The organism is Exiguobacterium sp. s40, from assembly GCF_018617905.1.
Taxonomy (GTDB): domain Bacteria; phylum Bacillota; class Bacilli; order Exiguobacteriales; family Exiguobacteriaceae; genus Exiguobacterium; species Exiguobacterium mexicanum_A.
This window is the reverse complement of record NZ_JACSLC010000015.1, coordinates 24,321-37,534: the sequence shown is the minus strand read 5'-3', so window position 1 is coordinate 37,534 and position 13,214 is coordinate 24,321. Positions and strand designations below refer to the sequence as shown.

Annotated in this window: 14 protein-coding genes; 4 read left to right on the top strand and 10 right to left on the bottom strand. The window is 52.4% G+C overall.

The window, feature by feature from the left end; translation table 11 throughout:
- Positions 1–7: 7 nt before the first annotated feature.
- Positions 8–1,633: an ABC-F family ATP-binding cassette domain-containing protein gene (locus tag KNP02_RS12450; RefSeq protein ID WP_034780623.1), complete on the top strand. Its 1,626-nt coding sequence runs from the start codon at positions 8–10 to the stop codon at positions 1,631–1,633.
- 33 nt (positions 1,634–1,666) lie between these two features.
- On the opposite strand, the gene KNP02_RS12445 is transcribed toward KNP02_RS12450, so the two are convergent.
- Entirely contained in the window at positions 1,667–2,422 is a 756-nt protein-coding gene (locus KNP02_RS12445; protein WP_131471667.1) for a FixH family protein, read from the bottom strand.
- Positions 2,423–2,700: 278 nt separating this feature from the next.
- Here KNP02_RS12445 and KNP02_RS12440 point away from each other — a divergent pair, with 278 nt between their 5' ends.
- Positions 2,701–3,894, top strand: a complete 1,194-nt coding sequence (locus tag KNP02_RS12440; RefSeq protein WP_214709686.1) for a LysM peptidoglycan-binding domain-containing protein — start codon at positions 2,701–2,703, stop codon at positions 3,892–3,894.
- 37 nt (positions 3,895–3,931) lie between these two features.
- Here the strand turns inward: KNP02_RS12440 and KNP02_RS12435 are convergent, their stop codons facing one another.
- The 8 genes from KNP02_RS12435 to KNP02_RS12400 all read right to left on the bottom strand — a co-directional run bounded on the left by KNP02_RS12435 (position 3,932) and on the right by KNP02_RS12400 (position 11,240).
- Positions 3,932–4,942 (bottom strand): ThiF family adenylyltransferase, encoded by a 1,011-nt coding sequence (locus tag KNP02_RS12435; protein WP_214709684.1) that lies wholly within the window; start codon positions 4,940–4,942, stop codon positions 3,932–3,934.
- Positions 4,939–5,364, bottom strand: a complete 426-nt coding sequence (gene moaC, locus KNP02_RS12430) for a cyclic pyranopterin monophosphate synthase MoaC (protein ID WP_214709682.1) — start codon at positions 5,362–5,364, stop codon at positions 4,939–4,941. Before moaC ends, KNP02_RS12435 begins: the two co-directional genes overlap by 4 nt.
- A complete protein-coding gene (locus tag KNP02_RS12425; RefSeq protein WP_241764623.1) occupies positions 5,298–5,717 on the bottom strand; it encodes a molybdate ABC transporter permease subunit in 420 nt (139 codons plus the stop codon). Before KNP02_RS12425 ends, moaC begins: the two co-directional genes overlap by 67 nt.
- A complete protein-coding gene (gene modA / locus KNP02_RS12420; protein WP_214709680.1) occupies positions 5,714–6,445 on the bottom strand; it encodes a molybdate ABC transporter substrate-binding protein in 732 nt (243 codons plus the stop codon). Before modA ends, KNP02_RS12425 begins: the two co-directional genes overlap by 4 nt.
- 107 nt (positions 6,446–6,552) lie before the next feature.
- Entirely contained in the window at positions 6,553–7,260 is a 708-nt protein-coding gene (gene ric, locus KNP02_RS12415) for an iron-sulfur cluster repair di-iron protein (protein ID WP_021068013.1), read from the bottom strand.
- A gap of 147 nt (positions 7,261–7,407) precedes the next feature.
- On the bottom strand, positions 7,408–8,688 hold the full coding sequence (gene aceA, locus KNP02_RS12410; RefSeq protein ID WP_371819505.1) for an isocitrate lyase: 1,281 nt from the start codon (positions 8,686–8,688) through the stop codon (positions 7,408–7,410).
- Between the two features lie 66 nt (positions 8,689–8,754).
- Positions 8,755–9,051: a hypothetical protein gene (locus tag KNP02_RS12405; protein ID WP_214709676.1), complete on the bottom strand. Its 297-nt coding sequence runs from the start codon at positions 9,049–9,051 to the stop codon at positions 8,755–8,757.
- Positions 9,048–11,240 carry a malate synthase G gene (locus KNP02_RS12400; protein ID WP_251129321.1) on the bottom strand — a complete coding sequence of 731 codons (2,193 nt, stop codon included), beginning with the start codon at positions 11,238–11,240 and terminating at the stop codon, positions 9,048–9,050. The genes KNP02_RS12405 and KNP02_RS12400 overlap by 4 nt, the downstream gene beginning before the upstream one ends.
- Positions 11,241–11,424: 184 nt before the next feature.
- On the opposite strand from KNP02_RS12400, the gene KNP02_RS12395 reads away from it, so the two are divergent.
- Positions 11,425–11,871: a MarR family winged helix-turn-helix transcriptional regulator gene (locus tag KNP02_RS12395; RefSeq protein ID WP_029596329.1), complete on the top strand. Its 447-nt coding sequence runs from the start codon at positions 11,425–11,427 to the stop codon at positions 11,869–11,871.
- Positions 11,868–12,503, top strand: coding sequence for a nitroreductase family protein (locus tag KNP02_RS12390; RefSeq protein WP_034780571.1), 636 nt, complete (start codon positions 11,868–11,870; stop codon positions 12,501–12,503). Before KNP02_RS12395 ends, KNP02_RS12390 begins: the two co-directional genes overlap by 4 nt.
- Before the next feature lie 36 nt (positions 12,504–12,539).
- Here KNP02_RS12390 and KNP02_RS12385 read toward each other — a convergent pair whose 3' ends face one another.
- Complete coding sequence (locus KNP02_RS12385; protein ID WP_214709672.1) at positions 12,540–13,202, bottom strand: NAD(P)H-dependent oxidoreductase; 663 nt, start codon at positions 13,200–13,202, stop codon at positions 12,540–12,542.
- Between the last annotated feature and the right edge of the window lie 12 nt (positions 13,203–13,214).

Genomic DNA, 13,214 nt, shown 5'->3' with positions numbered 1-13,214 from the left:
CCTATACATGATTACAGTAAATAACGTAAGTCTCCAATTCGGTGGACGCAAGTTGTTCGAAGACGTGAACATCAAGTTCACACCAGGCAACTGCTACGGCTTGATCGGCGCGAACGGTGCCGGGAAGTCGACATTCTTAAAAATTCTTGCCGGCGAGCAAGAAACGACAACAGGTGACGTCAGCTTCTCACCTGGCGAACGCCTCGCCGTCCTCAAGCAGGACCATTATGCGTACGAAGATCAAGCGGTACTCGAGACGGTCATCATGGGCCACGAGCGTTTGTATCAAGTCATGAAAGAGAAAGACGCCATCTATATGAAGGAAGATTTCTCTGACGAAGATGGTATGCGCGCTGCTGAACTCGAAGGCGAATTCGCTGAGATGAACGGTTGGGAAGCCGAATCAGAAGCTGCCATGGTCCTTCAAGGACTAGGGATCACGGATGCATCACACCACAAGCTCATGAGCGAGCTCACAGGTGGCGAGAAAGTCAAAGTCCTCCTTGCTCAAGCATTGTTTGGCAAACCTGACATTCTTCTCCTCGATGAGCCGACGAACGGTCTTGACCTCAAAGCGATCCAATGGCTCGAAGAGTTCTTGATCAACTTCGAGAATACCGTCATCGTTGTATCCCACGACCGTCACTTCTTGAACAAAGTCTGTACACACATGGCCGACCTTGATTTCGGGAAGATCCAATTGTACGTCGGGAACTACGACTTCTGGTACGAGTCGAGCCAACTCGCTTCGCGTATGGCCAACGATCAGAACAAGAAAAAAGAAGAGAAAATCAAAGAACTTCAAAACTTCATCGCCCGTTTCAGCTCGAACGCCTCGAAGGCGCGTCAAGCGACGTCGCGTAAGAAGTTGCTCGATAAAATCACGCTCGACGATATCCGTCCATCATCACGTCGCTATCCGTTCGTCGGTTTCTCAATGGAACGTGAAATCGGGAACGACGTGCTCTACGTCGACAACGTCTCGAAGACGATTGATGGCGTCAAAGTACTCGACAACGTCACGTTCTCACTCAACAAGACGGACAAAGTCGCATTCGTCGGCCGTTCGGACGTTGCCATTACGACTCTCTTCAAAATCATCATGGGCGAGATGGAACCGGACACGGGTACGGTCAAATGGGGCGTGACGACGACACAGTCGTACTTCCCGAAAGACAACTCGGAATACTTCGAAGGCTCGGATAAGAGCATCTTGGATTGGTTACGCCAGTTCTCACCAGCCGACGAGTCGGATACGTTCCTTCGCGGTTTCCTCGGACGTATGCTCTTCTCAGGCGAAGAAGTCATGAAGAAAGCATCTGTCCTCTCAGGGGGAGAGAAAGTGCGTTGCATGCTCTCGAAAATGATGCTCTCGAACTCGAACGTCCTCGTCCTCGACGATCCGACGAACCACTTGGATCTCGAGTCGATCACAGCGCTCAACAACGGTCTCGAAACGTTCAAAGGCGTACTCCTCTTCAGCTCGCATGACCATCAGCTCATCTCGACGATTGCCACGCGCATCATCGAAGTGACGCCGAACGGGATTGTCGACAAAGAAGCGACGTACGACGAGTTCCTCGAGAACGAATCGCTTCAACAGCAAGTCGAGTCACTCTATCAGAACGCATAAGAAAAATCGATCGGCCGCGGCCGATCGATTTTTTTATTTGACCTCGACCGTCTCCATGATATGTTCATGGATGTCGTGTCCTTTCGTCACGTGGACTTGAACGTTGTATATGCCTGACTCTTTGAATGTATGCTCACCTTCATAGCTTCCGCCTTCCGTTTCATCAAGCTTCACCCAGTCGTGCTTGTCCGCTCCGTCTTTGAACACTTCGAGTTGGACGTCCGCACCCGTCAACGCCTCATGCTCAATTTCGACGTTGACTGTGAACGGTTGGACTTCATTGGCGACAGCTTGAGTCGGATCAAGGACAATGTCTGCTCCCGCGTGGTTGTGATGGTCTTGCTCAGCTTCAGACTCAGCCTCGGCCGCCGTCTCCGGATGGCCGACCGTAACGTTCGTCGTCGGCATCGTATGCATCGAACGGGCCGTCACATGGACTTGCACCGTGTAAACTGCTTCTTCGACAAACGTCGTCTCCGCCTCGTAGACTCCATCTTCTGTGAGCGACGCTTTCGTCATCTCACTCTCTTCCTTGGCACCATTTTTCCAGACCTCGAACTTAATCTCGTCGGCATCATCGACCGCTTCACCGTCTTGTGTGACGCGAACCGCCAACGTGACCGTCTCGTCTTTGTCCGCCGTGGCCGGAACGTTTAATTCTGCTTCTACCGGTTCCATCGACTGCACCGTCTCCGTACCACTGGCCGTTTCATCGGCTCCGCACGCCCCAAGGACGAATAGACCGACGAGACCAAATGCCACCCCGAACCGTTTCATTGATTTACTCATGTTGAATCCCCCTATTCAATCGCTTACATTCTTCACACATTGTTCATGATAGCACCCTTTTTTAGGAAATGTGTGAGGATTGTGTGATATTTGACACGTTTGTCACTCATAAATCGAACACAAATATTGAGAGTCATTATCCAAAAATTCCTTTCCCTATTTTTAGGGTTAGACGATGTTTACCACTAAAAGGGGGTATATAAAATATATACACAGCTCAATATATGGAAAGCCTTAACATCAAGATACATACACCCAAGAATGGAGGCGAAACCAAAATGAAGAGCAAGTTCGTACGTGTATTGATGGCCTTGTTGATCATGCTGGCACCGTTAGTCGCTTATCCAAAATCGGCTGACGCCGCCGCTTCGAAATTCATCACGAGCGTGAACACGACGAGTAAAGTCGTCGCGTTGACGTTTGATGACGGAGCGGATGGTGCGAATACGAACAAAATTTTGGACATACTTGCCAAGAACAACGTCAAAGCCACTTTCTTTTTGACTGGATCAGGCGCCAATAACCATCCTCAATACATTAAAAACATCGCCGCTAAAGGTCACCAACTCGGTAACCATTCGTATACCCATCCAGACTTCACAAAGTTGACCGCCACGCAAATGAAATCAGAACTTGATCGGACGGAAGCGCTCATTAAATCGCTTACTGGCAAAACGACAAAACCAATCTTCCGGGCACCGTTCGGCGCCGTCAATAGCGCCGTGTTGAGCGGAGTCGGCGCTGCCGGCTACGGTTATACGATTCAATGGAACATCGATACCGTGGACTGGAAAGGAGTCACTGCTAGCCAAATCAATACGAAAGTACAGGCAAACATCAAACCAGGCTCAATCGTCTTGATGCACACCGGTGCCGGCGCTCCAGGTACACCACTCGCCTTGCCGACGATGATTGCCCAGTTGAAAGCGAAAGGCTACAAGTTCGTCACCGTCTCGCAATTGCTCGCTTACCAAAACACATCTACCAGCAAAACGTATACCGTCAAATCAGGCGATACCCTTTATAGCATCGCCCGAGCTTACAACGTCACAGTCGCTGCGCTCGCTGCGGCCAACAAAATTACAAACTACAGTCTCATCTACGTCGGACAAGTGCTCGTCATCCCGGGTACCACTATAACTCCTCCACCTACGACGACCGTCAAGTACACGGTCAAATCGGGAGACACGCTCTATAAGATCGCCACTTTGTACAAAACGACCGTCACTAAGATTGCAGCCGCCAACAATATTACGAACGTCAACTCCATCTATGTCGGACAAGTACTGATCATCCCAGGTACAACCGTCACACCACCGACGACTACGGTGAAATACACGGTAAAATCAGGGGATACGCTCTACAAGATTGCGACGATGTATAACACGACTGTCGCTAAGATTGCAGCCGCCAACAATATTACGAACGTCAGCTTGATTAGCGTCGGGCAAGTGCTTACAATCCCACGCTAACCAAAAAAGTGTCCTCCGCTTTTCGGGGGACACTTTTTTATGCGCCAAGACACTCATCGACCATCGCGATTGCGACGTTCGCGTCATCAATTCCATGGACGAGCACACGACCGTCTTTAAATAAAAGCATCCGATGATTCCGCCATCGCCATTCTAATGTGAACGGTGTCTGTTTCACAGCGATGTCCGCACGCTCGAGTTGATGGGCGATTGGTTCAAGCCCTTCAATGGACCGCCGGACTTGGACGACGTCACGCCCACAGAGGAGTGCTGTCTGTTGCCGATTCGGGACGAGGCTCGGATAGTCGCGGTTTTGACAAGAAGGACAAGACACATCGACGAGCCGTGCGACATCGAGTCGCTGTGACTGGTTTTCCCACATATCTTCAATCAAGAGTCGACGTTCCACCTTTTCATGACGCCCCGTCAAATATTTCAAAGCCTCGACGGCTTGACGACTCGCCACATGTTGCACGATTGGCGCCACCACCCCCGCTGTCGCGCACGTTTGCCCGGCTAGCGGCAAATGACGCATGAGACAACGAAGACACGGCGCGTCTCCCGGCATCACCGTGTAGTTCATGCCGTATGCCCCGACGCAAGAGGCAAACAAGAACGGAATGCCACGCTCGAGTGCGAAATCGTTCAATAGAAGACGCGTCTCGACGTTATCGGTTGCGTCCAAGATGAGATCAACGGACGGCAAAGGCCGAAGCCAATCCCACGAGACATCGGCGATTTGAGCGTCCAACTCAACGTCTGAGTTGATAGCCCGCAGGCGTTCGAGTGCCGCGACCGCTTTCGGCGTCTCATCACGTGCGTCCTGTTCCGTATAGAGCGTCTGTCGTTGTAAGTTCGTCACCTCGACATAGTCGCGGTCGACGAGGATGAGCGAGACGCCGGCCCGAACAAGTTGATCGCTAACGGCCGCCCCGAGCGCGCCGAGACCGACGACGAGCACGCGTTTCTCCATCAGACGTTCTTGGCCCTCCTCCCCGATGCCGTGGAACCGGGCCTGCCGCGCGTAACGTTCTGGGACAGGTGTCATCGGATGTAGTCCCCTGACTTCCCGCCTTGTTTCTCGAGCAAGTATGTCGGTCCGATGACGATGCCTTTATCGACTGCTTTCGTCATATCGTACACGGTCAAGGCGGCGACCATTGCTGTTGTCAACGCCTCCATCTCGACACCGGTATCGCCTTTCGTCTTCACAAACGACTCGATGATGAGCTGTGTCCCGTCCCATTCGAACGTCAAATCGACTTTTTTCAAGGCGAGTGGATGACACATCGGGATGATGCGGCTCGTCTCTTTGGCGGCCATGACGCCAGCCACTTGAGCGACAGCGAGTGCATCCCCTTTTGCAAGACCCCCATCCGTGATGAGTTGTTTGAGTTCACCGCTCAGTTCAACTGATGTACGGGCCCGAGCAGTACGTGTCGTTTCCGGTTTATCCGAGACATCGACCATCCGCGCCCGGCCTCATACCATTCCGCATCGAGTTGTTTGAGACCGAGACGAATCGTTTGGTAGATGAGTGGGAACGCGGCCAAGGCGGACGCGATGACGTTCGCCTGTTTGGTGAACAAGATCGTAATCGGCAACAATCCGCCGATCCCGTTGTTCCCAAGGACAATCAAGGCGTATAGTCCGATGACTGTCGGCGGCAAGATGAGCGGCAGTAAAAACACCGTCTCCAACAGCCGCTTTCCTTTGAATTGACGGTGATGCATAAAATAGGCCGCTCCGAAGGCGAGGACGAAGGCGCTCACCGTCGCCATCATCCCGACTTCGAATGTGAGTTGAAGTGGAGATTGCGTCATTTAGAAAATCCTTTCGCTAAAAAGTGAGCTTGGATATCATCGTCAAACAAACGCGCGTAAACATCGCGCACGTATGGGTTGTGCGTCAATCGGACCGCCGGATATGCGATCGTACCCGTCGCTTCAAACGGGACCGCCTGAAGCGACTCGACGTCCGTCGTCAGTTCCGTCTTATAGACAAATCCCGCATTGGCGTCGCCTTGTTCGATGAGCGTCAACACTTGTCTCACATTCTGGGCGAACGTGATTCGTGGTTCCACTTCTTCCCACACGCATTCCACTTCTAGCGCCGCTTTCGCGTAGCGACCGGCCGGGACATTGACCGGGTCACCGATGACGATCCGAGCACATGCGTTTAAGTCGTCCCACGTCTCCGCGCACGGATTCCCTTTCGGTGTCACGAGCCACAGCTCGTTATGCAAAAACGCATCCCGCTCTAGAATCGGGATTTGTAATCGGTCGACATCATCAACGCTCGCGGCTAAAAAGATATCCGCCGGAGAGCCGTGGTTGATTTGTGCTCGCAAGGCGCCACTCCCGTTCGTCACGACCCGAACGTCGACCCCATCGAATTCCGCTTCAAGTTGTTGTTCGACCTTTTCTAAAGCCGGCCCTAAACTTGCCGCTGCCAAAATGGTCACGGTGTCCTCTGAATCTGAACTCGACCAGACTTGACTTAGTAATAAGACGATCGCCACCCCGATGATGACCCCACTCACCCGTTTCATGATTAATCACTCCTTTGCCTCCCCTTTATCGTAGCGATTGATTCATCCCCCATCTGTATCAAACGTCACAAAAACACACCCCCACGTCAGTAGAGGTGTGCCATTTCTTAAGCGAACGTGCGCGCCCGCGGGAATAAAATGTTGTTTTCAAGATGAATATGTTCGAACGTATCCGACTCGAGCGCTTCTAACCGTTGATACACAAGACGATACGTTCCACACGCACCTTCAGGCGGCGTATAGTCGTTCGTGATGTGACGTAACTCTTTTAAAATGTCTCCAGCTGCTGCATGTTCTGACTCGAGCGAGGCCAAGATGTCGTCGAGCTCCCGTCTCGTTTCAGCTGTCGGTGCCGTCTCGTGACGAAGCAACGTCGGGAAGTCTTCTGTCTCTTCTTTGACGATATGTTGTTCAAGTTCCACTTTCAATTGATTGAACAGTTGATGAATGCGTCCGAGGTGCGGATGGTTTTGTCCGTGAACCCGGAACACTTTTGTCACATATGGTGTGAGCTGTGGCAATTCGTCCGTCAAAAACTGGTGATGCTTATAAATGATGTGCTCAATCAATTCCGATGAAGAAGCAGCATCCCAATCGATGCTCTTCTCGTTCATCTCTTGCTTGCGTTGATAGAGCGCATTGACTTCTTCTAAAATGTCTTCCGTCGACCGTTTCGATTTGTCAGTCGCTTCAGCGAGTGGCCGGTTGCCGCCACAACAAAAATCGATTCGGTTCCGTTTGAAAATGTCTGCTGCTTGCGGGCATTGTTTGACGATTTCAGATACGTGCGTATCGCCCGTGAATGTCTGTGTCATCTGTCATAACCTCCATATTCATTTTGACATGTTCAGCGTAGCAAGAGTTTGACGACAAAAATGTGAAATACGTCACATTTAAGTGAACAGGATGCACGCGTTCTGAATTTGGACACAAAAAAAGCCCCTCTTGTGGAGGGGCGACGCTTAATGGGACGGCGCTTCAAATTGTTCTGCCTCGGTCGATCCGGCCAGTGCCGTCGTTGACGACTGGCCTCCCGAGATGACGAGAGACACCTCATCGAAATACCCGGTCCCGACCTCACGTTGGTGACGTGTCGCCGTATAACCGTGCTGTTCTGCACTGAATTCGGCCTGTTGCAGTTCCGAGTAGGCGGCCATCCCGCGGTCTTTATACCCGCGTGCGAGTTCGAACATTCCGAAGTTGAGCGAGTGGAAGCCAGCGAGCGTCACGAATTGGAACTTGTATCCCATCGCACCAATCTCTTGTTGGAACGTTGCGATCTCGTCATCCGACAACTTCTTCTTCCAATTGAATGACGGCGAACAGTTGTAAGCGAGAAGTTTGCCCGGATACTTCGCATGAATCGCATCCGCGAATTGACGCGCTTCGTCCAAATCAGGCTCGGACGTCTCGCACCAAACGAGATCGGCGTACGGTGCATAGGCGAGACCGCGTGCGATCGCCTGTTCAATTCCCGCCTCGGTCCGGTAAAAGCCTTCCGGCGTCCGGTCACCGACGATGAACGGATGGTCGATTGGGTCGATGTCGCTCGTAATCAAATTCGCTGCGTGAGCATCCGTCCGGGCGACGATAATCGTCGACACCCCCATGACGTCTGCCGCAAGCCGTGCGGCAATCAAGTTCTTCACGGCCGTCTGTGTCGGCAGCAACACTTTGCCACCGAGGTGACCGCACTTCTTCTCCGACGACAGTTGATCTTCTAAGTGAACACCGGCGGCGCCCGCCTCGATCATCGCCTTCGTCAACTCGAAGACGTTGAGCACACCGCCGAAACCGGCTTCCATGTCAGCGACGATCGGGGCGAACCAATGCGTATCGCCTTTCCCTTCCGCCGTTTGAATTTGATCGGCCCGTTGAAGCGCCTGGTTAATCCGTTTGACGACGCTCGGCACCGAGTTAGCCGGGTACAGGCTTTGGTCAGGGTACATGTGACCCGACAAGTTCGCATCGGCGGCGACTTGCCATCCGCTCAAATAGATGGCTTCGAGGCCCGCCTTCACTTGTTGGATGGCCTGATTTCCCGTCAATGCGCCGAGCGCGTGAACGTAATCTCGTTCATGGAGTAACTCCCATAACCGTTCCGCCCCTTTTGTCGCGAGCGTATGCTCGATTAGGACAGACCCCCGAAGTCTTATCACGTCTTCAACCCCATATGGACGTTCGACCCCGTTAAACCGTTCCGACTGTAACATATCCTCTAGCTGCATTTGTTGTTCGTTCATATCCATTCCTCCTGTATTATATTAATTTATATATTTAATTCTTGTTATATAACAGATGGTGCAAACTTAATCCAAGTATGCACAGCATTCGAGCGCCGCTTTGAATGACGAGTGCTCCATACCGCAGCAACGACAGACGTTTTCTTCGTCACGATCTTCTGGTTTCCGGAATATGACGACCTCTTCGACCGGCTCTCTCATGATTTGGAGCGATCCGTCGGCCCGGTCGAGCACGAGGCGCATCAAATCGTTCCCATAGACGAACGCCGTGTTAGCGAGCGCCGCTGTCGATTCCCCCGAGACGATCCGACAGACGACCCAACGTTCAATCAACTGTTCGCTTTCGATTTTTTTCGTTGTCATGATGATGCTCCTCCTTTTAAATTCGGTTCTAATGTCACTTGTTGTAAAAACTGTCGGCGGCGCCGGTGCAGGATCGGTTCCGTATATCCATTTGGTGATGCATCGCCTTCGAACACTAACTCTTTCGCCGCTTGATAGGCGATGGAGCAGTCTACATCTGGCGTCATCGGACGATAGTGCGGATCTTCCGCGTTTTGCGCGTCGACGACCTCGGCCATCCGGTAAAGCGTCGCTTCGACTTGTTCACGGCTACAGATTCCATGGTATAGCCAGTTGGCGACATGTTGACTCGAAATACGAAGCGTTGCTCGGTCTTCCATCAACCCGACATGATGAATATCTGGCACTTTGGAGCAACCGACACCTTGCTCGACCCAACGGACGACGTAACCGAGCAACCCTTGCAGGTTGTTCTCGAGTTCCTCGTTCACTTCCTCATCTGTATAGAGACGCGTGGCGAGTGGTACCTCGAGCAGACGCCCTCGCTCAGTTGCTGGATCAAACGAACGATTCGCCAACTCACGCTGAACGTCAAACGCATCGACTTGATGGTAATGCAGCGCATGGAGCGTGGCCGCTGTCGGTGACGGGACCCAGGCCGTCGTCGCCCCGGACCGGACATGATTGCTTTTTTCACGCATCATGTCGCGCATCCGATCGGGCATCGCCCACATCCCTTTCCCGATTTGCCCGCGTTGATGGAATCCTGCGTCAAGCCCGATCTGGACATTCAGACGTTCATAAGCATCGAGCCACTCCGATGTTTTCATCTCGCCTTTCTTGCGCATCGGTCCGAGCGTGAGCGAGGAGTGAATCTCATCGCCCGTCCGGTCGAGGAATCCGGTATTGATGAAGACGATGCGTTCCTTCACTTGCTCGATACAGTTCTTCAAATTAAGCGACGTGCGTCGCTCCTCGTCCATCACGCCGACTTTGAGCGTGTGACGCGGTAACTCGAGTACATCTTCAATCGCATCGAACAAGTCGTTCGTGAACGCGACTTCCTTAGATCCATGCATCTTCGGTTTGACGATATAGATGGAGCGTTCGCGGGAATTTCGTCTGGCATCAAGATGGCGGCTCGCGATGAGCGCAGTGAAAATCCCGTCCAAGATCCCTTCCGGTACTTCACGCCCTTCCGCGTCGAGCATCAAGTCTGTCGTCATCAAGTGCCCGACATTCCGAATAAAGAGGAGCGACCGGCCCGGAAGCGTGACTTCACGCCCGTCTTTCCCGGTATACTTTCGGTCAGGGTTCAACTTCCGAGTGAGCGGACGCCCACCTTTCGTGAACGTTGCTTCGAGTGTCCCGTCCATCAGGCCGAGCCAGTTCGCGTAAAGGTGGACCTTGTCTTCCGCCCGAACGGCGGCGACGGAGTCTTCACAGTCGACGATGGCAGACAAGGCGGACTCGAGTTCGATGTCAATGAGCCCTGCTCGATCGCTCCGTCCGATTGGGTGGTCCCGGTCAAACTTTAACTCTGCGTGAATCCCGTTATGGACGAGCAAGAGCTTATTCGGATTACTCGTTTCCCCGACATAGCCGACGAGACAATCGTCTTGAAACGCGATGCGGTTCCCTTCGATGATGGCGTATGGCCTGCCCTCTGACACGAGATAGCCGTTCGCTTCTTCGTGCGAGCCCTCCCCGAGCGGAAATGTATCGTCGAGAAACTGTTTGGCGTAGGCGATGACCGCTTCACCTCGGACTGGATTATAACCACTCGACTTCGTTTTCCCGTCCTCTTCGTCGATGACGTCCGTTCCGTACAAGGCGTCATACAGACTTCCCCAGCGGGCGTTCGCCGCGTTCAACGCATAGCGCGCGTTGTCGAGCGGAACGACGAGCTGTGGTCCGGCTTGCCTACTAACCTCTGAATCGACACCTGAAACGTCGATGCTGAAATCAGGGACGGTCGCTTCGATGTAATCGATGGACCGAAGGAAACGCTCATAGTCTTCCAGGTCGAAGGCTTGCTTGTGCTCGCTGTACCACCCCTGTAATAGTCGCTCATACGACTCACGTTCGTGAAGCAGTGACTCATTCCGAGGAATGAACTCATCGAGTAGGCGCCCGACCCCAGGCCAAAATTGTCGGTGTGCCTCTTCGTCAGGCAATATACGAGCCGAGATGAAGTCGAGCAACGTTTCATGTACGTGATAAGTACCTACTTGTTTGTAATGTTCCAAGCCGTCACATCCTCCCATTCAATTGTTATATATCAGTTGACTTAAATATAGACTATTATATAACAGTTTGACAACAGTTTTTTTGAAACTTTTTATTTGCGATTTATTTCAAAACCGATTAGTATACATTGTGTGACCTATCAATGATTGATTCATCAATTAGTTTTTTGAAGGAGGATACCCGATGCGCGACGCCTGTTCGCTCAGCGATGAGATTCTCTACCACGTCATCACCGTACAAAAAGAACTGGCCCAACTGTTCGATACGGAAATGGACGGGCTCAGCTCGACCCGCTTCGATATTTTGAGCAACTTGCATCACGTCGGCCCTTTGCGTCAGCGTGAACTGCAACAACGGGTCGGCGTCGATCATGCCGCCATCACGCGTCATTTGAAACAGCTCGAGACACAGGGCTTGATCACGCGCGAACGCTGCCTCCAAGACAATCGGGTCATCTTTGTCGATTTGACCGATGTCGGTCGGGAGCGGATTGCACATTGGACCGAGCAAAAGAAGTGCTTATCGGACCGTCTTTTTGTAAACATGAAGGTAGAGGAGCAACGACAGTTACTCGAACTTTTAAATACGTTACAAACCAACATTCAACATGAAAGGAAGACCCTTATATGAACACGACAACACAGAAAGACTTTATGGAAATCCTCAAAGGACGCCGCTCGATTCGCGTCTATGATGAGAACGTCAAAATCTCAAAAGAAGAGATGACACAAATCCTGGAGGAAGCGACGACGGCACCGTCATCACTCAACCTGCAACCGTGGCGCTTCGTCGTCATCGATAGCGCAGAAGGTAAAGACACACTCCTTCCGCTCGCAAGCTTCAACAAACGCCAAGTCGAGACGTCATCAGCCGTTATCGCCATCTTTGCCGACTACCAGATGGCCGATTACACACAAGAGATCTTTGATACGGCCGTCGAGCGTGGCCTCATGCCACCAGAAGTCCGCGACCGTCAAGTCGACATGATCAAAGGCATCTTCAAAGACGCACCGAAAGAGTCTGTCAAAGACAGCATCTTGCTCGACTCGGGTCTCGTTGCGATGCAACTCATGCTCGTCGCCCGTGCCCACGGCTACGACACAAACCCGATCGGTGGTTATGACAAAGCGAACATCGCGGAAGCGTTCGGCCTCGAGAAAGAGCGCTACCTTCCTGTCATGCTCCTCTCAATCGGAAAAGCCGCGGAAGACGGTTACCAATCGGTCCGCTTCCCAATCGACCGCATCACCGACTGGAAATAAGCAAAAGCTCAAGCGCCTCGGCGCTTGAGCTTTTTTTCATCCGATGTATTTGACGACCTCATTAAAGTCACGGCGTGTCTTCGGCGCGAAGTCACGGGCCCGATGTCCGAACGCGACCATGACCGAGAGCGACCAGGCACCTCGTTCCATGACCCCTTCCGAGATCAATAATTCGTCAATCTCCGCTTGATTGAACCCTTCGATCGGACATGAGTCGACGCCGATCTGTGCGGCGGCCGTCATCATGTTGCCGAGCGGGATATACGTCTGGCGTTTAATCCATTCTTGGAACACACGCTCGTCGTCCAACAGTCGATAATCTTGTTCTTGGAACTCACGGACCCGCTTCACCCGGAGGGCGTACTCGTCCTCGGTCCGTCCTTGGACGTCCGTGACGATGTGACGGATGTAGTCCGAGTCGTAGCGCATCGCTTCAGGCGTCCGCGCCAAGATCAACACGAAATGGCTCGCCGTTAACGCCTGTCCTTGGGCACCCCACGCGTGGTCTTTGATCTTTTGGAGCAAGTCTTCGCGACGAATGACGACGAACTGCCAAGGCTCAAAGCCGAACGAACTCGGTGATAAGCGACCCGTCTCCAGAATGAATTCGAAATCTTCCTCATCGATTTTGCGGTCCGCGTCGAACTCTTTCGTCGCTTGACGCCAACGATACGCATCTAAAATATCTTCTTTCTTCACGATGATCCACTC

Bases quoted from the DNA above. Each gene is read 5' to 3' on its own strand.
- modA (WP_214709680.1), bottom strand. From the start codon at position 6,445: ATGAAACGGGTGAGTGGGGTCATCATCGGGGTGGCGATCGTCTTATTA.
- KNP02_RS12425 (WP_241764623.1), bottom strand. From the start codon at position 5,717: ATGACGCAATCTCCACTTCAACTCACATTCGAAGTCGGGATGATGGCG.
- KNP02_RS12435 (WP_214709684.1), bottom strand. From the start codon at position 4,942: ATGACACCTGTCCCAGAACGTTACGCGCGGCAGGCCCGGTTCCACGGC.
- KNP02_RS12395 (WP_029596329.1), top strand. From the start codon at position 11,425: ATGCGCGACGCCTGTTCGCTCAGCGATGAGATTCTCTACCACGTCATC.
- KNP02_RS12450 (WP_034780623.1), top strand. From the start codon at position 8: ATGATTACAGTAAATAACGTAAGTCTCCAATTCGGTGGACGCAAGTTG.
- KNP02_RS12405 (WP_214709676.1), bottom strand. From the start codon at position 9,051: ATGACAACGAAAAAAATCGAAAGCGAACAGTTGATTGAACGTTGGGTC.
- KNP02_RS12445 (WP_131471667.1), bottom strand. From the start codon at position 2,422: ATGAGTAAATCAATGAAACGGTTCGGGGTGGCATTTGGTCTCGTCGGT.
- ric (WP_021068013.1), bottom strand. From the start codon at position 7,260: ATGACACAGACATTCACGGGCGATACGCACGTATCTGAAATCGTCAAA.
- KNP02_RS12390 (WP_034780571.1), top strand. From the start codon at position 11,868: ATGAACACGACAACACAGAAAGACTTTATGGAAATCCTCAAAGGACGC.
- aceA (WP_371819505.1), bottom strand. From the start codon at position 8,688: ATGAACGAACAACAAATGCAGCTAGAGGATATGTTACAGTCGGAACGG.
- moaC (WP_214709682.1), bottom strand. From the start codon at position 5,364: ATGGTCGATGTCTCGGATAAACCGGAAACGACACGTACTGCTCGGGCC.
- KNP02_RS12440 (WP_214709686.1), top strand. From the start codon at position 2,701: ATGAAGAGCAAGTTCGTACGTGTATTGATGGCCTTGTTGATCATGCTG.